Origin of the sequence: Paraburkholderia sp. EG286A (assembly GCF_040965375.1) — a bacterium.
GTDB lineage: Bacteria > Pseudomonadota > Gammaproteobacteria > Burkholderiales > Burkholderiaceae > Paraburkholderia.
Window position 1 is genome coordinate 283,332 of the sequence record NZ_JBFRCB010000008.1, and the last position, 20,691, is coordinate 304,022.

The 20,691-nt window shown below is 64.7% G+C and carries 18 protein-coding genes; 12 read left to right on the forward strand and 6 right to left on the reverse strand.

Features of this window, described 5'->3' with window-relative positions:
• The first annotated feature begins 7 nt into the window (after positions 1–7).
• The 3 genes from AB4Y35_RS33315 to AB4Y35_RS33325 all read left to right on the forward strand — a co-directional run bounded on the left by AB4Y35_RS33315 (position 8) and on the right by AB4Y35_RS33325 (position 6,127).
• A complete protein-coding gene (locus AB4Y35_RS33315; protein ID WP_368707773.1) occupies positions 8–3,229 on the forward strand; it encodes an efflux RND transporter permease subunit in 3,222 nt (1,073 codons plus the stop codon).
• Positions 3,226–4,689 (forward strand): efflux transporter outer membrane subunit, encoded by a 1,464-nt coding sequence (locus tag AB4Y35_RS33320; RefSeq protein WP_368707774.1) that lies wholly within the window; start codon positions 3,226–3,228, stop codon positions 4,687–4,689. Before AB4Y35_RS33315 ends, AB4Y35_RS33320 begins: the two co-directional genes overlap by 4 nt.
• 115 nt (positions 4,690–4,804) lie before the next feature.
• On the forward strand, positions 4,805–6,127 hold the full coding sequence (locus AB4Y35_RS33325) for a leucine-rich repeat-containing protein kinase family protein (RefSeq protein ID WP_368707775.1): 1,323 nt from the start codon (positions 4,805–4,807) through the stop codon (positions 6,125–6,127).
• Between the two features lie 162 nt (positions 6,128–6,289).
• Here the strand turns inward: AB4Y35_RS33325 and AB4Y35_RS33330 are convergent, their stop codons facing one another.
• Complete coding sequence (locus tag AB4Y35_RS33330) at positions 6,290–6,493, reverse strand: hypothetical protein (RefSeq protein WP_368707776.1); 204 nt, start codon at positions 6,491–6,493, stop codon at positions 6,290–6,292.
• Positions 6,494–6,763: 270 nt separating this feature from the next.
• On the opposite strand from AB4Y35_RS33330, the gene AB4Y35_RS33335 reads away from it, so the two are divergent.
• Complete coding sequence (locus AB4Y35_RS33335) at positions 6,764–7,753, forward strand: D-alanyl-D-alanine carboxypeptidase family protein (protein ID WP_368707777.1); 990 nt, start codon at positions 6,764–6,766, stop codon at positions 7,751–7,753.
• Here AB4Y35_RS33335 and AB4Y35_RS33340 read toward each other — a convergent pair.
• Positions 7,750–8,538: a helix-turn-helix transcriptional regulator gene (locus tag AB4Y35_RS33340; protein ID WP_368707778.1), complete on the reverse strand. Its 789-nt coding sequence runs from the start codon at positions 8,536–8,538 to the stop codon at positions 7,750–7,752. The two genes, AB4Y35_RS33335 and AB4Y35_RS33340, sit on opposite strands and share 4 nt — an antisense overlap.
• Before the next feature lie 108 nt (positions 8,539–8,646).
• On the opposite strand from AB4Y35_RS33340, the gene AB4Y35_RS33345 reads away from it, so the two are divergent.
• Positions 8,647–9,726 (forward strand): zinc-binding dehydrogenase, encoded by a 1,080-nt coding sequence (locus tag AB4Y35_RS33345; RefSeq protein WP_368707779.1) that lies wholly within the window; start codon positions 8,647–8,649, stop codon positions 9,724–9,726.
• A 7-nt stretch (positions 9,727–9,733) separates the two neighbouring features.
• Here AB4Y35_RS33345 and AB4Y35_RS33350 read toward each other — a convergent pair whose 3' ends face one another.
• Complete coding sequence (locus tag AB4Y35_RS33350; RefSeq protein WP_368707780.1) at positions 9,734–10,900, reverse strand: radical SAM protein; 1,167 nt, start codon at positions 10,898–10,900, stop codon at positions 9,734–9,736.
• Between the two features lie 230 nt (positions 10,901–11,130).
• Between AB4Y35_RS33350 and AB4Y35_RS33355 the strand changes: the two genes are divergently transcribed.
• Entirely contained in the window at positions 11,131–11,589 is a 459-nt protein-coding gene (locus AB4Y35_RS33355) for a VOC family protein (protein ID WP_368690796.1), read from the forward strand.
• 45 nt (positions 11,590–11,634) lie between these two features.
• On the opposite strand, the gene AB4Y35_RS33360 is transcribed toward AB4Y35_RS33355, so the two are convergent.
• Positions 11,635–12,555: a substrate-binding domain-containing protein gene (locus AB4Y35_RS33360; RefSeq protein ID WP_368707781.1), complete on the reverse strand. Its 921-nt coding sequence runs from the start codon at positions 12,553–12,555 to the stop codon at positions 11,635–11,637.
• Positions 12,556–12,821: 266 nt separating this feature from the next.
• Here AB4Y35_RS33360 and AB4Y35_RS33365 point away from each other — a divergent pair, with 266 nt between their 5' ends.
• On the forward strand, positions 12,822–13,097 hold the full coding sequence (locus AB4Y35_RS33365) for a hypothetical protein (RefSeq protein ID WP_342924756.1): 276 nt from the start codon (positions 12,822–12,824) through the stop codon (positions 13,095–13,097).
• A 261-nt stretch (positions 13,098–13,358) separates the two neighbouring features.
• Positions 13,359–13,535: a hypothetical protein gene (locus tag AB4Y35_RS33370; RefSeq protein WP_324160013.1), complete on the forward strand. Its 177-nt coding sequence runs from the start codon at positions 13,359–13,361 to the stop codon at positions 13,533–13,535.
• A gap of 163 nt (positions 13,536–13,698) precedes the next feature.
• On the opposite strand, the gene AB4Y35_RS33375 is transcribed toward AB4Y35_RS33370, so the two are convergent.
• Both AB4Y35_RS33375 and AB4Y35_RS33380 read right to left on the reverse strand, forming a co-directional pair.
• Positions 13,699–14,007 (reverse strand): hypothetical protein, encoded by a 309-nt coding sequence (locus tag AB4Y35_RS33375; RefSeq protein ID WP_028207982.1) that lies wholly within the window; start codon positions 14,005–14,007, stop codon positions 13,699–13,701.
• An 87-nt stretch (positions 14,008–14,094) separates the two neighbouring features.
• Entirely contained in the window at positions 14,095–14,967 is an 873-nt protein-coding gene (locus AB4Y35_RS33380; RefSeq protein ID WP_368707782.1) for a GNAT family N-acetyltransferase, read from the reverse strand.
• A 239-nt stretch (positions 14,968–15,206) separates the two neighbouring features.
• On the opposite strand from AB4Y35_RS33380, the gene AB4Y35_RS33385 reads away from it, so the two are divergent.
• The 4 genes from AB4Y35_RS33385 (at position 15,207) to AB4Y35_RS33400 (ending at position 20,605) form a co-directional block, all read left to right on the forward strand.
• Complete coding sequence (locus AB4Y35_RS33385) at positions 15,207–16,697, forward strand: aldehyde dehydrogenase (RefSeq protein ID WP_368707783.1); 1,491 nt, start codon at positions 15,207–15,209, stop codon at positions 16,695–16,697.
• A 250-nt stretch (positions 16,698–16,947) separates the two neighbouring features.
• Positions 16,948–17,616, forward strand: coding sequence for a haloacid dehalogenase type II (locus AB4Y35_RS33390; protein ID WP_368707784.1), 669 nt, complete (start codon positions 16,948–16,950; stop codon positions 17,614–17,616).
• Positions 17,617–17,641: 25 nt separating this feature from the next.
• Positions 17,642–18,916 (forward strand): NAD(P)/FAD-dependent oxidoreductase, encoded by a 1,275-nt coding sequence (locus tag AB4Y35_RS33395; RefSeq protein ID WP_368707785.1) that lies wholly within the window; start codon positions 17,642–17,644, stop codon positions 18,914–18,916.
• 72 nt (positions 18,917–18,988) lie between these two features.
• Positions 18,989–20,605, forward strand: coding sequence for an ABC transporter substrate-binding protein (locus AB4Y35_RS33400; protein ID WP_368707786.1), 1,617 nt, complete (start codon positions 18,989–18,991; stop codon positions 20,603–20,605).
• Positions 20,606–20,691: the final 86 nt, after the last annotated feature.

Consider the following 20,691-nt stretch of genomic DNA (forward strand, 5'->3'; position numbering starts at 1 on the left):
AGGGCGCATGGCAGGTTTCTTCATCCAGCGCCCGATCCTCGCGTGGGTCGTTGCGATCGTCATCATGTTGATCGGCGGCGCGGCGACGACCACGCTGCCGATCGAGCAATATCCGACCATTGCGCCGCCTTCGGTGCAGGTCACGGCGACCTATCCGGGCGCCTCCGCCGACACCGTCGCAAAGACTGTCACCCAGGTGATCGAGCAGAAGCTTTCCGGCATCGATAACCTGCTGTACATGTCGTCGACGAGCAGCGGCGCGGGGCAGGCGACCATCAACCTGACGTTCCGGCCCGGCACGAATCCGGACATCGCGCAGGTGCAGGTCCAGAACAAGGTGACCCAGGCCACCGCCTCGCTGCCGGAGACGGTGCAGGAGCAGGGCGTGCAGGTCGCGAAGGCGTCGAGCGACTTTCTGATGATCGTCGCGCTGTCGTCGCCGGGCGGCACGCTCAATTCGATCGACCTCGGCAACGTCATCGCCACGCAGATCGAGGACCCGCTTACGCAGATCAACGGCGTGGGCGACGTCACGCTCTTTGGCGCGCAACATGCCATGCGGATCTGGCTCGATCCCGTGAAGCTGCGCAGCTTCGGCGTCACCGCGTCCGACGTGACGACGGCGGTCACCAACCAGAACGTGCAGCTTTCCGTGGGCGAACTCGGCGGCGCGCCTGCTACGGATTCCCAGGCGATCAACGCGACGATCTCGGCGTCGAGCCTGATGACGACGCCCGACCAGTTCGGCGACATTCTCCTGCGCGTGAATAGCGACGGCTCGAAGGTTCGGCTCAAGGACGTCGCACGCGTCGAGGTGGGCGGCGATTCATACGATACGTCCTCGCGGCTCGACGGCAAGCCGGCAGCCGCGCTGGCCGTCAAGCTCTCGACCGGCGCGAACGCCATGGCGGTCGCCAAAGCCGTGCGCGCGAAGCTCGCGGAACTGCAGCCGCAGTTGCCCAAGGACGTGGCGATCGCGTATCCGTACGACTCCACGCCGTTCGTGAAGATCTCGATCGAGGAGGTCATGAAGACGCTCTTCGAAGCGGTGATCCTCGTGTTCCTCGTGATGTATCTGTTCCTGCAGAACCTGCGTGCGACGCTGATTCCGACGATCGTCGTGCCGGTCGCGCTGCTCGGCACGCTGGGCGTGATGTCGGCGATCGGCTTTTCGATCAACGTGCTTTCGATGTTCGCCATGGTGCTCGCGATCGGCCTGCTCGTGGACGACGCGATCGTCGTCGTCGAGAACGTCGAGCGCATCATGGCCGAGGAAAAGCTCGACGCGAAGGCGGCCACGAAGAAGGCGATGAGCCAGATCACCGGCGCGCTCGTCGGCGTGACGACCGTGCTGACCGCCGTCTTCATCCCCATGGCCTTCTTTTTCGGCTCGACCGGCGCGATCTATCGCCAGTTCTCGGTCACCATCGTTTCGGCGATGGTGCTCTCGGTGCTGCTCGCCATGACGCTCACGCCCGCGCTCTGCGCGAGCCTGCTGAACCCGTCGGCCGTCGCGCACGCGCAGAGTCGCGGCTTGCTTGGCGCGTTCAATCGCTTCTTCACGAAGAGCAACGCGCGCTACAGCACCACGCTTGCGCGCGTGGTGGCGAGGCCCGCGCGCTGGATGCTCGGTTACGCACTCATCGCGGGCGTGGTCGGCATTCTGTACGTGACGCTGCCTTCGTCGTATCTGCCGGAAGAGGACCAGGGCTCGATCATGGTGTCGATTTCGGCGCCGGTCGGCACGCCTTCTTCGAAGACGCTGCAGACCGTGGCCGCCGTCGAACAGTACTTTCTGAAGCAGCCCGCGGTGACGCACGTGATGGCCGTGAACGGTTTCAGCTTCAACGGGCAGGGGCAGAACAATGCGCTCGCATTCGTGCAGTTGAAGGACTGGAGCCAGCGCGGCTCGAACGATAGCGCGCAGGCCGTGATCAATCGCGCAAATGCGGCCTTCGCGGGCAATCGCGATGCGCAGATCTTCGTGATGAACGAGCCCGCGATTCATGGTCTCGGCACGCAGAGCGGCCTCGACTTCGAGATCGAGGACCGTGCGGGTCAGGGACATGACAAGCTGATGAAGGCGCGCAACCAGTTCCTCGCGCTGGCCGCGAAGGACCCGTCGCTCGCCATGACGCGCTCGGCCGGCCTCGAAGATACGCCGCAGCTCTACGTCGATATCGACCGCGAAAAGGCCAGTGCACTCGGGCTGTCGATCGCCGATGTCGACACGACGATTTCCACCGCGTTCGGCTCCGCGTACGTGAACAACTACATCGATACGGGGCGGATCCAGAAGGTCTACGTGCAGGCGGACGCACCGTACCGGATGATGCCGGACGACATCGGGCAATGGTACGTGCGCGCGGATTCGTCGTCGTCGAGTACTTCGTCATCGTCGAGTTCGTCATCGAGTTCGACTTCGGGTTCGTCGTCGACATCGTCCACGACGACGACCGGCTACGACGGCCAGATGGTGCCGTTCTCGGCGTTCGCCACCACGCGCTGGACGTTTGGTCCGCCGCAGATCGAACGCTACAACCGCGAACTGTCGATGCAGATGAGCGCGCAGCCCGCACCCGGTGTGAGCACCGGCCAGGCGATGGCCGCCGTCGAAAATCTCGCGAAGCAGTTGCCCGCCGGATTCGGCATCGAGTGGACGGGGCAGTCGTATCAGGAAGTGCTCGCCGGTTCGCAGGCCACGTATCTGTATGCGATTTCGCTGATCGTGGTGTTCCTGTGCCTCGCGGGGCTGTACGAAAGCTGGTCGGTGCCGCTCGCGGTCATTCTCGTAGTGCCGATCGGCGTGCTTGGCGCACTGTTGGGCGCGCATTTGCGCGGGCTGTCGAACGACGTCTATTTCAAGGTCGGCCTGTTGACGACAATCGGCCTCGCAACGAAGAACGCGATTCTGATCGTCGAATTCGCCAAGGACCTCCAGGAGCAGGGACGCGGGCTCGTCGAGGCCACGCTCGAAGCGGCGCACCAGCGCTTGCGGCCGATCCTGATGACCTCGCTGGCGTTCGTGTTCGGCGTTTTGCCGCTCGTGATCAGCACCGGCGCGGGCTCGGCCGCGCGCCATGCGATCGGAACCGGCGTTGCCGGCGGGATGATCGCAGCGACGGCGCTCGCCATCTTCTTCGTGCCCGTGTTCTTCATCGTCGTGCGTCGGCTGTTCAAGGAACATGGCGACGGCGATGCCGCACAGCCCGCAAAGGACCAGCAATGAAACTGAAGCTCTTGACAGTGCTTTGTGCGGCAGCACTGAGTGCATGTTCTCTCGACCCAATTTATCAGCGGCCCGCTGCGCCGGTCGCCACCGCGTGGCCAACGGGCACCGCGTACGACGCGGGTGCATCGGCGGCTACGTCCCCCACGCCTGCCACGTCACCCGCGGCACCGAACGCCGCCGAGGTCGGCTGGCGCGACTACTTCAAGGACCCGCGCCTGCAGGAACTGATCGCGCTCGCGCTCGACCACAACCGGGACCTGCGGGTCGCGGCGCTGCAGGTGGCCGAGTACGAGGCGCAGTACCGCATGACGCGCGCCGAGCTGGCGCCGACGATCGACGCCGGCGGCTCGCTCACGAACACGCGCACCGATGGCGCGGTCAGCCACTCGAATACCGTGTCGGTCGGCACGACGTCGTGGGAAATCGACTTTTTCGGGCGCATCCGCAGCCTCAAGCGCCAGGCGCTCGAAAACTATCTGTCGACGCAGGCCTCGCGCACCAGCACGCAGCTTTCGCTCGTGGCCGATGTGGCGACCGACTATCTGCAATTGCTCTCCGACGAGACCTTGCTGAAGGTCTCGACCGACACCGTCGCGGCCGATCAGAGCACCTACGACCTCACGGTGAGCATGATGAAGATCGGCAGCGCGTCGCTGCAGGACGTGCGCGAGGCGCAGACCTCGCTGGCGAGCGCACGCGCGAGCGTGGCGTCATACACGCGCGCGGTCGCGCAGGACCGCAACAATCTGATTGCCGAAATCGGCTGCCCGTTGCCCGACGGCTTCGCCACCGGGCCCACGCTGCTCGAGAGCGACACCATGTTCGCCGACGTCGATGCGGGCATGCCGTCCGATCTGCTCGCGCGGCGGCCCGATATCGTCGAGGCGGAGCATACGCTCAAGGCGGCGAACGCGAACATCGGCGCCGCCCGCGCGGCGTTCTTTCCCAAGATCGAGCTGACGGCGAGCGCCGGCACGGCCAGCACGAGCCTCTCGCAGCTGTTCAAGGCGAGCACGGGCGCGTGGACGTTCGCGCCGACGATCACGATGCCGATCTTCGATTACGGCAGCAACAAGGCGTCGCTCGACGTGGCGAAGATCGAGAAGGATATCGACGTGGCCGACTACGAAAAGGCGATCCAGACGGCGTTCAAGGAAGTGTCGAACGCACTGGCGGGGCGCGCGACCTATGTCGATCAGGTCGCGGCGGACCGCGACTACGTGAAATCGGCGCAGGATTACTACGATCTCGCGCAGGCGCGCTACAAGACCGGCACCGACAGCTTCCTGACCGTGCTGACCGCGCAGCGCACGCTCTATACGGCACAGGAGCAACTCGTCAGCGACGAGCTGGCGAAGCTCTCGAATCAGGTCACGCTGTACAAGGTGCTGGGCGGCGGCTGGTCGGCGACGAGCGTGCACGAGCAGGCTGCCGCAAGCGAGCAGGCGCGTTCCTGAAGCTTGCAGCCCAAAATGCGGCCCAGGCGAGTCACCCGCTAGAATTGCAATGGTCGGCGCTGCGTTGTGCAGCGGCGCTTGCGACTTCCTTGCCATGACTCGATTCCATTCACGCGTGAAGACCGCTACCCTCGAACAACTGCGTGACGGGCAACTCGCCGGCGCACGACAGCTCAAGCTCGCCTGCGGCTTGACCGAATTTCCGCGCGAGATCTTCGACCTCGCCGACACCCTGGAGGTGCTCGACCTCTCGGGCAATGCGCTCACGTCGCTGCCGGACGACCTGCCGAGGCTGCGCCGTCTGCGCATTCTGTTCGCCTCGAACAATCCGTTCACCGAGTTGCCGCCCGTCCTCGGCGACTGCGAATCGCTGAGCATGGTCGGCTTCAAGGCGAACCGCATCCGCCGCGTTTCGGGGCGCGCGCTGCCGCCGCAATTGCGCTGGCTGATCCTGACCGATAACGACGTCGATGCGCTGCCGGCCGAAATCGGCGAGCGTCCGCATCTGCAGAAGCTGATGCTTGCCGGCAACCGGCTGCGGTCGTTGCCCGAGACGATGGCCGCTTGCAGCCGGCTCGAATTGCTGCGCATTTCGGCGAACCGGCTCGACGCCTTGCCCGGCTGGCTGTTGCGTCTGCCGCGGCTCGCGTGGCTCGCCTACGCCGGCAATCCGCTGAACGTGGCGCGTGAGCAGGTGGCGCTGGCCGATGCGCCGGTGCCCGATATCGACTGGCATACGCTCGCACTCGGACAAACGCTCGGCGAGGGCGCATCGGGCGTGACGCATCGCGCGACGCGTCTCTTGCGCGACGGCCATCCGGTGGAGGCGGTGGCCGTCAAGCTGTTCAAGGGCGCGGTGACGAGCGACGGTTTGCCGGAGCTGGAAATGGCGGCGTGTCTGCAGGCCGGTTCGCATCCGAACCTCATCCCGGTGCTCGGCAAGATCACGGGTCATCCGCTGGGCGAGCACGGCCTCGTGATGGAACTCATCCCTCCGTCGTTCGTCAATCTCGCCGGTCCTCCGAGCCTCGACTCGTGTACGCGGGACGTCTACGCGGCCGATGTTCTGTTCGACCGCCCGGTTGCATTGCAGATTGCACGAGGGATCGCATCGGCGGCGCGGCATCTGCACGGGCGCGGGATCATGCACGGCGATCTCTATGCGCACAACATCCTGCACGACGGCTCAGGGCACGTCTTGCTCGGCGACTTCGGCGCGGCGTCCTTTCACGATAGCGACGATCGTGCACAGTCGCAGGCGCTCGAGCGCATCGAGGTGCGTGCGTTTGGCTGCCTGCTGGAAGAACTCGCGCAGCGTTTGACCGGAGAGGCTCGCGATCGCGACACCGGGCTCGATGCGCTGATCGCAGACTGTTTCGCCGAGCAAGTCGAGATGCGGCCGTCGTTCGATGAAATCGTCGAGCGACTATCTGTCTGAAGCTATTCCCTTTTGCCATTGCCAGCGCAATATAAGCCTGTGGGAACCGTTGACGACGACGGAGGCTGACATGGCTCATTCCCTCAGGCTCGAACTGTTTTGCCGGTTGTTTCTGGGTCTCTTCATGGGATTCTTTTGCGTCACGGCCGCCCTCTTTGTGCGCTACAAGTGGGCGGCTCCGCTGCCGCCAGCAACCGTCGTGCAACTCAAAGGCGCGTCAGCGTCGCGCATCTCGCCAGCCTCGCCGAGAAGCGCCCCGGTAGTCCCATCCTCGTCCGCATCCCGATTCCAGTCGGCAACGCCCTCGATGAATCCAGGGGAATACACGCTCCTCGCTTCGTCGGCCTCGACTTTCGTCACATTCATTGCGGCTGCCGTGGCCAGCTTCCTGAACTGGAAGACGAACGGGCGAGGGCGGCGCGCAAGGAAACGCGGCACGCCTCGCGCGCGTCACTCGCACTAGCTCAAGACGTCGGAGGTATGTTCGCAAGGCGCTGAATAACCGCTTTGAAGGACAAGAATTCTGTCCTCTTTCCCACACTCATTCGTGCAACGAGCAACTACAGTTGAATCGTTGGGGATCAGTTGCACGTTGGACCCGCCATCGCCTGATTGCCGTCCCAGGGTGTGAACGCCATGAATAAATTCCTCAGCGCGCTATTGCTCGCTTCGGCGCCGTTCGTCGCGTGGGGCGAGACGCCATTGCTCCATTCACACAGCGCGATCGTGTACGACGTCGCGCGCCACGAAGTCCTGCTCGAAAAGAACGCCGACGAGGCCCAGCCGATCGCGTCGCTCACCAAGCTGATGACGGCGATGGTCGTGCTGGACAGCGCCCAGCCCTTGGGTGGCACGGTGACCGTCGACAACGACGACATCGATCGGCTCAAGCATACGGGGTCCCGCCTCCCTATCGGTGCGTCGCTCGAGCGCGGAGAGATGCTGCGTCTTGCGCTCATGGCGTCGGAGAACCGCGCTGCATCCGCGCTTTCGCATGCGTTCCCGGGAGGCCAGCCGGCGTTCATCCGGCTGATGAATGAAAAGGCGCGCGCGCTGCATATGGCCAATACGCACTTCGACGATCCAACCGGGCTCTCGCCCGAGAATCTCTCGACGGCGCGCGATGTCGTGAAGATGGCGGACGCCGCGGCGCGCTATCCGTTGATCAGCGAATACACGACGCTTCCCCGTTACGAAGAGGCGATCGGCACGAGGACGCGGTTCTATCACAACACCGACCCGATAGTGAGCTCAGCCGACTGGGACGTGCTGGTCGCAAAGACAGGCTATATCCGCGAGGCGGGGCGCTGCATCGTGGTCGATGCGAACATGCCGAACGGGCAGGTGATGATTGCGCTGCTCGGCTCGCGAACCTCGTGGGGACGCTCTGCCGATCTCGTCACGATACGGCGTTGGCTGAACGGCGAAGACACGCCAGTCGTCGAACCGCGCTATTACGCAAGCGCCCGTGCGCATCATCACTATTCGACGCTCGCGCGTTCGCACGGCGTCAGGGTGCGGCTCGCATCGTACCGGAGCGCCCCGACGTCCGGTGCGCACCGGCAGAGCGTCAAACACCACGCCGGCAAGCGGGCGCACCATACGCTGGTTGCCGCGATAGGCTAAACGGCATCCGCATCGATCGGCGTATAGATTGCGAGTTTCAGCGCCGGATCGTCGTTCGCCTGAAACGTCGCGTACTCATAGCGCTGCATACCGCGCTTCGTGTGCGCAAAGACCTTCTGGCCCGACGCGCCGCTGCGCACGTCGTGCGCACTCCACCACCTCGCGAACTCCTCGCTGCCTGAACGCAGGCGCTCGACCAGCTCGACGAACGCCGGGTCGCCCGCATGGAGATCGTGGCTCGTGCGAAACAGCGCGATCATGCGGCGGGCTTCATCGGGCCAGTTCGCGCCAAAGAGCCGCCGGGCCTCGGGTTCGATGAACATGTAGATCATGATGTTGCGGTCTTCCGCAGCGAGGCGATCGAAGCCAAGCAGATCGGAGGCGGCCTCGTTGCACGCAAGGATGTCCCAGCGCCGGCCGGTCACGTAAGCCGGCAGAGCGAGACTGGCGACGATGCGCGCAAGGGTCGGCGGGACGCTCTCAGGCGCGAAAGTGCGTGCCTCGCCACGCTGCGCGAGCGCGTGCAAATGGGCGGTTTCGGCCTTGTCGAGCCGCAATGCCTGGGCAAGCGCATCGAGCGTCGCATTCGAGGGGCTGACCGCGCGTCCCTGCTCGAGCCGGACATACCAGTCGACGCCGATGCCCGCGAGTTCCGCGACTTCTTCACGCCGCAAGCCGGGCGTGCGGCGGCGCCGTCCGCCGCCCAGGCCGACGTCGTCGGGGCTCAGCTTCTTGCGCCGGGAGCGCAGAAAATCGCCGAATTGGGTTTGTGTCGTGGCTGTCATCGCGTTCGCTTCGTGCAGGGTGGGACGGCGCAATCCTGGGATCGCAGCGGGCCTTGTTGCCCATTCTAAGCCTGCCAGAATCGGCTCGTTCCCCCTTCTGGAAGCGCCATGAAAGCTGCCATTCTGAAAACGCTCGACACGCCGCTCGCGATCGAACGGATACCGGATCCTTCCGCCGGCACCGGCGAGGTCATCGTGGACGTCGTTGCGGCGCCGGTGTTGTCCTATGCGCAGGAAGTGTTCAGCGGAGAACGCCGCTATCCCATCGCGCTGCCGATCGTGCCTGGCTGCGGCGCGATCGGCCGGGTTCGAACCATCGGCCCGGATGCGACGAAGCTGCAACCGGGCGATTGGGTGTTCTGCGATCCGACGGTGCGTGCGCGCGACGACGCACTCATGCCCGACATCGTGCTGCAGGGCTGGAGCGCGCGGGGCGAGGGCGGCCAGAAATTGCAGGGCTATTTTCATGACGGCCCGTTTGCGGAACGGGTAAGGGTGCCGACCGAGAACGCGGTGCGTATCGGCGACATCGATCCGGCCGAAGCCGCGCGCTGGTGCGCGCTCAATACGCTGCTCGTGCCTTATGGCGGACTGCTCGCGTCCGATCTGCGGGCCGGCGAAATCCTGCTCGTGAGCGGCGCGACCGGCAACTTCGGCAGCGCGTGCGTCGCGGTCGCGCTCGCCATGGGCGCGCGCTGCGTCGTTGCACCCGGACGCAACGTGCAGGCGCTCGAGAAGCTCGCGCGCAAATTCGGCGAGCGCGTGCGAACCGTGGCGCTTTCGGGCGACGAAGCAACGGACCGCAAACGCATGCAACGAGCGGCGCCTGGGCCGATCGACTGCGTGATGGACCTGATGCCGCCCTCGGTTCCGGCGACGACGGTGCGTGCCGCGGTGATGGCGGTCCGCCCATACGGGCGCGTGGTCCTGATGGGCGGTGTCGGCATGCTCGGCGGAGCCGGGCTCGAACTGCCTTATCCGTGGCTCATGCGCAATGACATCACGGTGCGGGGCAAGTGGATGTACCCCACGCACGCCGTGACGCTCATGTCAGGCTTGATTCGCGGCGCACTGCTCGATCTGGGCCATTTCGATGTGGTGACCTTCGCGCTCGACGATGCGAACGAGGCCGTCGCGCATGCGGCGGCGAACGGCGGCCCGTTCAGCATGACGGTGATCTGCCCGTAGCTTCGATTTATGCGCTCTGCGGCGACGACCGGCGTGAGCCGGTCCGTCGTGCCAACGAGGCAAACGCCGTGCGAGGCAAGTCTTCAGCAGCAAGCGCCCACAGCGAATACGCAACGCCGCGCTGGAACAACAAGCTCACCGCACTACGAAGCTCGCCTCTGCCCAGCGCATAGACCGAGTCAGTGACGGCCTTGGCGCCGTGCATCATGACACTGGCATGCCGGTAGCATCCCATCATGCAGGCGTTGCACGGTTCGCTCTGATCGGGCAGGTGGTCGAGGTCGAACACGGAGCCCATGGGCTCATGCCACGGTTCACAACGCCAGACATCGAGGTTCCAGTCGATATAGAAATACTTGCTGCCAGCGATACACGGAATGAGTTGCTGTTCGCCGCGCACGAACCGCGCGACCTCGTCGAGTGCAGCGCGCGGGTCCATCACACGAAAGCTCTTTTTGAGGCGCTCGATTTCGCTCAATGCTTCGAGTAGTTCGTCACGGCTGAGGTCGACGAGCTTCGAATTTTCGTCGTAAACCAGCGATGTGGAACCGAATGCGTCGCGCCTTGGGTAGGAAAACACCACGGAATCGAAGCCAAGCTGGCTGAGCGTTTCGGGAAGCGCTGCGTAGCGGACCAGATGGCTCACTGTCACCGTTGCGCAGACCGGGATGCCGAAGGCGTGCGCCTGGGCAATGCCCTCGCGGATACGCCCCGCAAGGCCGGGCAGGCCGCGATTGCGCTCGTGCTCGCTCATGTCCGCGCTATCGATCGAGATCAGGAGACGCTTGAGGCCGGCTTCAGCGAGCTGCTTGATGTGGCGGGGGAGGAACCAGCCGTTCGTGATCACGCCGCACTGGATGCCGGCTTGCGTGGCCGAGCCTACGAGCGATTCGATTTGCGGGTGCACCAGCGGCTCGCCGCCCTGGAGCGTCATGTAGCGGATCTTGCGTCTGCGCAGCATCGGCATGGCACGCGCGAACGCATCGGGATCGAGATAGCGGCGCGGGCCTGCCATTTTCTTCTCGCGGGAAAAGCCGCAGAAGTCGCATGCAGCGTTGCAAACATTAGTAACCGATACGTCACAGACTGCAGGCAGTGGATTGGGCGGGTCGATCGCGACATTGCTTACATTCGGCCGACTGCGCCACTTGATCGTCTGCTCTGTCCTGTCCATGGTGCTGATGCCCTCACGGTTTGCCGGCTCATTGCGCTCGAACCATCATAGGTTACGCCGCGCACGCGCGCCGCATCGGGTACGATTCTTATTCAAAAATAACTCAAACAAATCTTGTTTGACTCGCTAGTGAGAGTCGACTTCAATCCCCATACTTGAGGTGTCTCGCCGGAATTTCGGTTCCGGGCGAGTTTGCGAACGCTATGCACTGGCTGCAGAAGGAGAGGGAAATGGTTGACACCACAACCACCAGGCCGCGCGTCATCGGCTTCAATCACGTCGCGCTGGAAGTCGGCGACATCGAGGAAGCGCTGGCATTCTATGGCCGCATCTTCGACTTTCAGTTACGCGGCAAGAGCAGGACGATGGCGTTCATCGATCTTGGCGATCAGTTCATTGCGTTGCAGGCGGGACGCAAACAGCCCGCCGACGACGGCCGGCATGTCGGCCTCGTTGTCGACGACAAGGAGGCGGCGCGCGCCGCGCTCGCGGCGGCGGGCGTGAAACCGCTCGACGGTCCGTTTCTGGACTTTCGCGATCCCTGGGGCAATCGCATCGAGATCGTGGGCTACGACAACATCCAGTTCACGAAGGCGCCGAACGTCCTGCGCGGCATGGGCCTGACGCACCTGACCAAGAACGAAAGCGCGAAGAAAGAACTGGCCGAAAAAGGGATGGCGGCGAGTTGAAGTCCAGCTTTCGGTGATGGCTGATCGGCGGGACGGCTGCTTCGCTCAATTCGGTTGAGGTTGCGCTTGCTGCTCTTGTGGCGCCAGTTGTGGTTGCGGCAGCGGTTGCGGTACCGGTTGCAGCGGTGCTTGCGGTGCCAGTTGCGGCTGTGGCTGCAGCAGCGGCAGCGGAGGAGGTTGCGGCGCCGTGATCGGTTCGAGCCCGCTGTGCGTAATCGCGGCCGCCGCCTCGGGCGAGGACAGAAAGCGGATCAGCGCTGCTGCGCCGAGCGGGTTTCTCGCTGTGGTCGCAATACCGCCGGAGTACACCGTGTAACGTTGCACTTCCGCGGGCAGGCTGCCGACCACCGTTATCCCCTTCACCGGCAACAGTTCCACGACCTGTTGCAAGCCGATCTCCGCGTCGCCGTTCGCGACGACAGTGGCGACCCGTTCGGCGGAAACCATGCGGCTCCTGCTTTTCACGCGCCCGTCAAGGCCCAGGCGCGAAAACAGTTCGTTGGCGATATAGGCGCCACTGGCACTATCCGGATAGACAATCGACTTCGCTGCAAGCAGCGTGCGGCGCAAGGCGTCGACCGAGCTGATGTCCGGTTTCGGCGCGCCGTCGCGCACCACGAGGCCGATTGGCGAGCGTGCGAAGTCCACCTTGCTGCCAGGCACCACGTTGCCGGCGCGAACCTGGTCGTCGAGCGCGTTGCTGACCACGATCAGCACGTCGGCCCACTCGCCGCGCGCAAACCGCACGGGAATCGCATTCAGGGCATTGCCCGTTGCCGCCCCCCAGACGGTGGCCAGCGTATAGCCGCTCTCGTCCTCGAATTGCGGGCCCAGATCACGATACGCTGGCGCAAACCAGCCCGACATCATGACTTTCACCTGGTCAGCCAGACACACGCCGGGGCCCAGTAATGCGAACGCGATGCAGAGCGCGAGTGTGCGAACACTTAGCTTGTGGATAGTCACGGTTGCGCCCCATCTCGATCGGCTGATCCGGCACCACGGACATGTATCGCTCCCCATTTGCGAGCAAAGCGTGCAACGAAAGCGCGCGATGAAAACGCGCTATGAAAGCGCGTCGTGGATACGACCTTTTGCATCGTTTATACAACACGTTCGTTTGTGCACACACTGGTTTTCTTCGCCTCTGATAGTCTTTTCCCAGCGACAGTTCGGGCGGTTATCAAACTTGACGCGTGCGATCGTGAAATCGAAGACAGGGGGGCTTATCCATGTTGCATTGGCTTTCAAACTTGATTGCCCACAATGCCGCAACGCCGGAGAAGCAGGCTCAACGCGCGATGAGTGAGTTGCGCATGGCACTGTTCCAGGCCGAACAGCGGGTTCTGGATGCGCAACTGCAGGCCGAGTATTACCGCACGCGAATTGCGTTTTGCGAGGAGGTGCTGAAGGCCGGCATCGAACAGGTGTCGGACCTGCGCAAAGGGCAACGCGAAGCGGTTACGCACGACTTGCGTCCGAACCTGAAGCTCACGACTTCGCAATAGTCGGGCGCGGCAGAAGAAACTCCTCGGCAGGGATAGAAAGTAAAAGCATCACAATGTGATGTAATATCTATCCAGGGAGTTCGCCAGTCGATGCAAGGCCGAATCCGTGCGGCGATTTGGGGACAAGGCGTGCGGCCGCGCGGATCCGTGCGATGGCCCGGCATGGGCCGCCGCAGTTGCGGCTACGGCACCAAACTTGCTGAGTCGGTGTGTAGGGAACCCTACTGGTCGAACAACTAGACCCTACATCAGGAGACGATCATGGATAAACGTGAGTACAGCCACTCCCAGGAGATCGAACAGGACGACGTTGATCCGGAAAACGAACCGTTTCTGCATCCGTATCGTGCGTTATTGCACGAACCCACCGTCGTACTGGTTGGCAACCCAAGCGACCGCGCAGACGTCGCTACGTCGGCGATACTGGGCTACAACTGACAAGCAACGTTCGCTAGTTGATTGCCGGGTCAAATACTCGGTATTCCGAATTATCTGATTCGGCGATTCAACGGTTCGACGTTGGCGACAAGCGGCCGATGTGCGCCCAACCGGGCGCATCGCGCTCTTCTATCCGGTAGCCGGCAGAACGATCGACGCACCGCTAGACACGCGGTAGATCGTCGATGGATTTTTCGACGTTACCGTCCGGCACTTCCAGATCGATTCCATCGATTCCGTTGGGATGCGGCACCGGCTTGATCTTCGGGCCAAGAAATCGCATGCCGCCCAGCGTAAACACCGAATAAACCACGGCGCCCGAGCGGATGTCGCTGGTAACGGCCGCCACCTCGGAGATGGTGGGTGTCGAGAGCCAGTCGTGCGTCTGGGGGTCGATCAGCGCCCAGCGCACGTGCGTTACGCGGTCCGTTGAGGAACTGATGCGGACACCGTCGATACCATAGGTAGCCATAACCGTCACCCTCGAGACGAGAATCCTAATGGTAATCCGTTCGCTGCCCGGGTGGTAGCACGCCGGATCCTGTCCACGCGGCCGCGCTCACCACACTGCCTGGCTCGTGATTGCAAACTGCCTGAACTGGGTATCGACGTGCAACGGCGCGCCGTGCTCCGTCTTCTCGATGTGGTCGACGAGCGGCAGCCCCACGCCTTCGAGCCAGTCGGAGAGGCCCAGGTCGACGGGGGTATCGATGCGCACGAACATGCCCGCGTTGGAGGCGAGCCAATGGCTGATCAGCGCCTTGGCGCGGCAGGCGTCCGGCGAATCGGGGGCGATCACCGGGCCGATCACGTGCCCGTCGCCAAAGCGGCGGAAGAGGGCGAAGCCGATCAGGTCGCCGTCGCGGTCGAGCGCGATGCCGCTCGCCTGATCGAGCAGTTTCGGCAGCATGTCCGAGCGGTCGAGGCCGCTTGCGCGCGTCGCCAGCTCGATGAGGCGGGGCCGGTCGCTCGCGCCGATCGGGCGCAGCCGCTCGCCCGCGGGCAGCGAGACGAGCGGCGGCTGAAACGCCGCGCCCTGGTGCTGGTGAATGCGGCCGATGCGCGTAAAGCCGAGCCGCTCGACGAGCGGCCAGCCCGTGTCGCTCGCGTGGAGCAGCAGCGTGCGCGAGGCGAGCGCCTGCATCCAGTGCTCGATCATGGCCCGGCCAATGCCGCGGCGCTGATGACTGGGCTTGACGATCAGCATGCCGAGCGTCGCCGCGTTGGGACCGAACAACCAGGAGAACGCCGTGCCGACGAGCGAGCCGCTTTCGTCCACGGCCACGATGCCTTCGCCGATGCGGGCGGCGAAACGCCAGTCTTCGGGACGGTGCCGCCAGCGCACCGCCGTCGACAACGCATGCGCGGCGGGCAGATCGTCGGCAGTAAATGCGCGGTAGGTAATGACGCCGTTCAGGTTTGGGTCGGACACGCCGGCCTCCAGATTCTGTATACGCGTCCCGTGACTATCGCATTGCCCGCCGCGGCTGACTAGGACGATCTTCCTGTTTGGGCGCGCGCTCGGCCGGCGCCCGTGATGCAATGCAAAACGCGGAGTTGGACGGTCAATAACGCGTCGATTCTGCTGATTGCGCTTTTTTGTCGGCGAAATATGCGGTGGCAGTGGACCTACGATATTTCCCATCGAGACCAAGTCGAGGGAACCCAGTCATGGACCAGTTCGATCCCGCCGCAGTGGCTGCCTCAGCGGCTGAAAAAGCCGGCCATTTCATCGGCGGCGAGTGGGTCGCCGAGGGCGCGGCGCGCATCGGGGTCGCGCGGCCATCGGACGGCGTCGTCTATGCTTCGGCGCCGCTTGGCGATGCGCAACTGGTGGACCGCGCCGTGGACAACGCGAAGCGTGCGTTCCGCGCGAGCGGCTGGCCACGCATGGCGCCGCGCGAGCGCGCCCGCATCCTGCGCCGCTTCGCCGACCTGATCGCCGCCGACACCGCCACGCTCGCGCCGCTCGAAGCACTCGGCTCGACGCGCCCCGTGCGCGACGTGTGCGCGTGGGACGTGCCGTTCACGGCGGAAGGCATCCGCTTCTATGCCGAGTTCGCCGACAAGATCGGCGGCGAGGTCGTGGCCACCGATCACGGCCATCTGGGCATGACGATCGCCGAGCCTTATGGCGTGGTCGGCGCGATCGCGCCGTGGAATTTTCCGCTCGTAATGGCGTCGTGGAAGATCGCTCCTGCGCTCGCGGCGGGTAATGCCGTGGTGCTCAAGCCTTCGGAGATGACGCCGTTCTCCGTATTGCGTCTGGCCGAACTCGCGCTCGAAGCGGGCATTCCGCCGGGCATCTTCAACGTGGTGCAAGGCGACGGCGCGACGACCGGCGACGCACTCGTGCGCCACCCGGACATCGCGAAAGTCACGTTCACGGGATCGACGCGCGCGGGCTCGGCAATCATGGCGGCGTGCGCGCAAAGCGGCACCAAGCCGGTCACGCTGGAACTGGGCGGCAAGAGCCCGCAAATCGTGTTCGCGGACGCGCCGAAGCTCGACGAGGTCGCGCGCCGCATCGCCGGCGCGATTGCGGGCAACGCGGGGCAGGTGTGCGTGGCCGGTTCGCGCTTGCTGGTCGAGCGCGCGGTTGCGGACGAACTCGTTGCGCGCATCGAGCAGGCGTTCGCCGCGCTGCGCGCCGGCGCGACGTGGGCTTCGGGCACGACGCTGCCGCCCATCATTTCGCAAACCCAGGCCGCGCGCATCGAAGCCATCGTCGAGCGCAGCGTGGCCGAAGGCGCCACGCTCTACTGCGGCGGCCGCCGCGCCGATGCGCCCGTGCCCGGCGCGTTCTACCTGCCCACCATCCTCACCGGCGTGACGGCGCAAACCGAGGCGGTGCGCGCCGAGATCTTCGGCCCGGTGCTCACGGTGCAGACCTTCGACACCGAGGAAGAAGCGCTCGCGCTCGCCTCGCATCCCGAATACGGCCTTGCCGCCGGCGTGCACACCGCGGACATCGGCCGCGCGCTGCGACTCGTGCGCGCGCTGGAGGCGGGCACCGTGTGGGTCAACCGCTACGGCCGCAGCAACGACTTCATGATCCCGACGGGCGGCTACAAACGTTCGGGCATGGGCAAGGATCTCGGGCGCCAGGGTTACGAAGCGCATCTGCGTTTCAAGAGCGTGCTGATCGATACGGGAACCTGACGACATGCCGACTGCAACGCTGACGAATCACGCAGGAAAACGCACGGTCATGCGGCTATCACCCGCGCGACGGCGCCACCGCAGAATCTGCTGCGGCAGCCCCCGCAAACGCGTGGTTTATACCGTGCAGGCCCCACGATTCGACGCCAACCCCAAATTTTGTGCTGCTTAAATTTTCCACAGGGACGCACTTCCACTTGTTTTCGCCACTGAACCCGGAGCGGGTTCATCACACGAAAGGATTGCCATCATGATCGATTTCGAGCCGAAGTACATCACGTTCGACTGCTACGGCACGCTGACGAAGTTCCGCATGGCCGACATGGCGCGCGAGCTGTATGGCGACCGCCTCCAGGGTGCGGACCTCGAGAAGTTCGTCGCGTTCTTCGCGGGCTATCGCCGCGACGAGGTGCTCGGCGCATGGAAGCCGTACCGCGACGTGGTCGTCAATTCGGTGCGCCGCACCTGCAAGCGCATGAACGTCGAGTTCATCGAGGCCGAAGCCGAAAAGTTCTATACCGCCGTGCCGACCTGGGGGCCGCACCCGGACGTGCCCGAAGGCCTCTCGCGCCTCGCGAAGAAGTACAAGCTCGTGATCCTCTCGAACGCGTCGGACGACCAGATCCAGAGCAACGTCGACAAACTCGGCGCGCCGTTCCATCGCGTGTTCACGGCGCAGCAGGCGCAGTCGTACAAGCCGCGCATGCAGGGCTTCGAGTACATGTTCGACCAGCTGAACTGCAACCCCGGCGATGTGCTGCACGTTTCGTCGAGCCTGCGCTACGACCTCATGACGGCGCACGACATGGGCATCAAGCACAAGGCCTTCGTCAAGCGCGGCCACGAGCCGGGCACGCCGTACTACGAGTACTACGAAGTCGAGACGATCGGCGAACTCGCTTCGCAACTGGGTCTGTGAGAAGAGCGATAACCGAGGCCGCCCGATGAAGCTCGACTCCTACTGGCTCGATACCGCCCCTGGCGGTCTGCCCGCAAGCGAGGGACCGGTGGAGGGCCGCGCGGACGTCGCCGTGGTTGGCGGCGGCTTCACGGGGCTTTCCGCGGCGCTCGCGTTCGGCCGCCGCGGCGCGAGCGTCGCGGTGCTGGACGCGGGCCGCATGGGCGGCGGCGCATCGGGGCGCAACGGCGGCCAGTGCAATACCGGCGTGGCGCAGGACTATGCGGCGCTGCGCGGCCAACTGGGCGTCGAGCGCGCGCAGGCTTGCTACCGCGCTTACGCGGCGGCCGTCGATACGGTCGAGCGGCTGATTCGCGAAGAGGGCATCGACTGCGACTACCTCGCCTCGGGCAAGCTCAAGCTCGCGGCGAAGCCGCATCACCTCGAACACCTCGAACGCACGGCCGAGCTGATTCGTCGCGAGGTCGATCCGGACGTCGAGATCATCGGCCGCGAACAGATTCGCAGCGAGGTGGAATCGGACAGCTTTCATGGCGGACTGCTCCAGAAGCACGGCGGCCAGATGCACATGGGCCGCTTCGCGGTCGGGCTCGCGAACGCCGCGGTACGGCGCGGCGCACGGCTCTACGAGCACGCCGCCGTGACGTCCATCGCGAAAGAGAGCGGCAGCTATCGCGTGGAGTCGGCGCGCGGAACGTTGCGCGCGCAACAGGTATTGATCGCGACGGGCCCTTCGCGGCATGGGCCGTTTGCGTGGTATCGGCGCCGTCTTGCGCCGGTCGGCTCGTTCATCGTCGTGACGGAACCGCTGCCGCCCGCGCAGCTCATGCGGCTCCTGCCCAACCGTCGCTCGTACACGACGAGCCGCCTCATGCACAACTATTTCCGCGTGACGCCGGATTCGCGTCTGCTGTTCGGCGGCCGGGCGCGCTTCACGGCGTCGGAGCAGCCGTCCGATGCCAGGAGCGGGCGCATCCTGCAGCGCACTCTCGCGCAGCTCTTTCCGGCGCTCGCGAGCGTGGGCATCGATTACTGCTGGGGCGGGCTCGTCGATATCACCGCGGACCGCCTGCCGCGCGCGGGCCAGCACGAAGGCGTGTGGTTCTCGATGGGCTACAGCGGTCACGGCACGCAGATGTCGACGCACATGGGCCAGGTGATGGCCGAGGTGATGAGCGGCAACCCGTCCGCGAACCCGTGGCGCGATTTCGCATGGCCCGCCATTCCGGGCCACACGGGCAAGCCGTGGTTTTTGCTGCTGGTCGGCGCGTACTACCAGATCAAAGACGTTTTTTACTGACCCTGCTTTTCCACAACACACAGCCTCGATACGTCGAGCTGCGGCCCCCCACATCAGACGCGGAGAAGTTTCATGAGCACCGACAAATCGCTTGCAGACATCGCTCACCTGGGCGTGCGGCTCGATGAATTGACGAAGCGCGGCGCCTCGCGCCGCGACCTCCTTCGCGCGATGGTCGCGGGGGGCATGATGTCGATGACGGGCGCGGGCCTGCTCGCCGCGAGCGGCGCCGCCTTCGCGCAGGAAAAGCCGAAGCAGGGCGGCAAGATCCGTGTGGCGACGCAGTCGGCGTCCGCGTCCGACACGCTCGATCCCGCGAAGGAGTCGGTGTCCACCGACTATGTGCGCGCGAACATGCTGTACAACGGCCTGACCGAGTACGACTCGCACCTCGGCGCGCAAATGGCGCTCGCGCAGTCGCTCGAAACGAAGGACGCGACGGTGTGGGTCGTGAAGTTGCGCAGCGGCGTGCAGTTCCACGACGGCAAGACGCTCGCGCCCGCCGACGTGGTGTACTCGCTCATGCGCCACAAGGACGCCGCGGTGGGCTCGAAGGTCAAGACGCTCGCCGACCAGTTCCAGGACGTGAAGGCCACGGGCCCGAACGAAGTGACGATCACGCTCTCGGGGGCGAACGCCGACCTGCCCGTGATCCTCGCCGACTCGCACTTCATGATCCTCAAGGACGGCACGAACGACTTCAAGACGGCCGTGGGCACCGGCCCGTTCAAGCTCAAGGAGTTCTCGCCGGGCGTGCGCACGGTGGTCGTGCGCAACGAGCGCTACTGGAAGCCGGGCCTGCCGCATCTGGACGAGATCGAACTGGTCGGCATCGGCGACGAGTCGGCGCGCGTGAACGCGCTGCTCTCGGGCGACGTGCAGCTCATCAACCAGGTGAGCCCGCGCTCGACCTCGCGCATCAAGGGCACGGCGGGCTTCGCAGTGAAGGAGACGAAGACGGGCCAGTACACCGACCTCATCATGCGCGACGAAGGCGGTGTCACGGGCAACGCCGACTTCCGCCGCGGCATGATGCATCTGTTCGACCGTGAGCAGATCCGCAACGCCGTGTTCCTCGGCTATGGCGCGATCGGCAACGACCAGCCGATCGATCCGACCAACAAGTACTACTTTGCCGGCCTGCCGGAGCGCGCGTTCGATCCGCAGAAGGCGAAGTTCTACTTCCAGAAGGCAAAGCTCGGCAGCACGCCGCTGCAGATCTACGCCTCTCCGGCGGCGGACGGCTCGGTCGAAATGGCGATGCTGCTGCAGCAGGTCGCGCCGCAGGCGGGCCTGAACCTTCAGGTGGTGCGCACGCCCGGCGACGGCTACTGGTCGAACCACTGGATGAAGCACCCACTGACCTTCGGCAACATCAACGCGCGCCCGAGCGCCGATGTGATCTTCACGCAGTTCTTCAAGTCGGATGCGCCGTGGAACGAAGCGAACTGGAAGGACCCGAAGTTCGACCAGATGCTGCTGGCCGCGCGCGGCGAGCCGGACGAGGAGAAACGCAAGAAGATCTACGGCGACATGCAGGTGCTCGTGCACAGCGACGGCGGCATCGGCATTCCGCTGTTCCTCAGTTCGCTCGACGCGCACACGACGAAGCTCAAGGGCCTCGGTTCGATTCCGATTGCGGGGCTCATGGGTTTCAAGTTCGCCGAGAACGTCTGGCTCGAGGCGTAGTTCGAGGTGTGATGTGTGCGGCCGGTGTGCGCCTGGAGGTGCGCCCGGCCACCGATTCCCCGCTTCATGATGCTCAGGGAGGCGAC

Bases quoted from the DNA above. Each gene is read 5' to 3' on its own strand.
- AB4Y35_RS33365 (WP_342924756.1), top strand. From the start codon at position 12,822: ATGTTGCATTGGCTTTCAAACTTGATTGCCCACAATGCCGCAACGCCG.
- AB4Y35_RS33395 (WP_368707785.1), top strand. From the start codon at position 17,642: ATGAAGCTCGACTCCTACTGGCTCGATACCGCCCCTGGCGGTCTGCCC.
- AB4Y35_RS33320 (WP_368707774.1), top strand. From the start codon at position 3,226: ATGAAACTGAAGCTCTTGACAGTGCTTTGTGCGGCAGCACTGAGTGCA.
- AB4Y35_RS33340 (WP_368707778.1), bottom strand. From the start codon at position 8,538: ATGACAGCCACGACACAAACCCAATTCGGCGATTTTCTGCGCTCCCGG.
- AB4Y35_RS33350 (WP_368707780.1), bottom strand. From the start codon at position 10,900: ATGGACAGGACAGAGCAGACGATCAAGTGGCGCAGTCGGCCGAATGTA.
- AB4Y35_RS33335 (WP_368707777.1), top strand. From the start codon at position 6,764: ATGAATAAATTCCTCAGCGCGCTATTGCTCGCTTCGGCGCCGTTCGTC.
- AB4Y35_RS33385 (WP_368707783.1), top strand. From the start codon at position 15,207: ATGGACCAGTTCGATCCCGCCGCAGTGGCTGCCTCAGCGGCTGAAAAA.
- AB4Y35_RS33330 (WP_368707776.1), bottom strand. From the start codon at position 6,493: ATGAATGTGACGAAAGTCGAGGCCGACGAAGCGAGGAGCGTGTATTCC.
- AB4Y35_RS33370 (WP_324160013.1), top strand. From the start codon at position 13,359: ATGGATAAACGTGAGTACAGCCACTCCCAGGAGATCGAACAGGACGAC.
- AB4Y35_RS33390 (WP_368707784.1), top strand. From the start codon at position 16,948: ATGATCGATTTCGAGCCGAAGTACATCACGTTCGACTGCTACGGCACG.
- AB4Y35_RS33345 (WP_368707779.1), top strand. From the start codon at position 8,647: ATGAAAGCTGCCATTCTGAAAACGCTCGACACGCCGCTCGCGATCGAA.
- AB4Y35_RS33355 (WP_368690796.1), top strand. From the start codon at position 11,131: ATGGTTGACACCACAACCACCAGGCCGCGCGTCATCGGCTTCAATCAC.
- AB4Y35_RS33315 (WP_368707773.1), top strand. From the start codon at position 8: ATGGCAGGTTTCTTCATCCAGCGCCCGATCCTCGCGTGGGTCGTTGCG.
- AB4Y35_RS33375 (WP_028207982.1), bottom strand. From the start codon at position 14,007: ATGGCTACCTATGGTATCGACGGTGTCCGCATCAGTTCCTCAACGGAC.
- AB4Y35_RS33400 (WP_368707786.1), top strand. From the start codon at position 18,989: ATGAGCACCGACAAATCGCTTGCAGACATCGCTCACCTGGGCGTGCGG.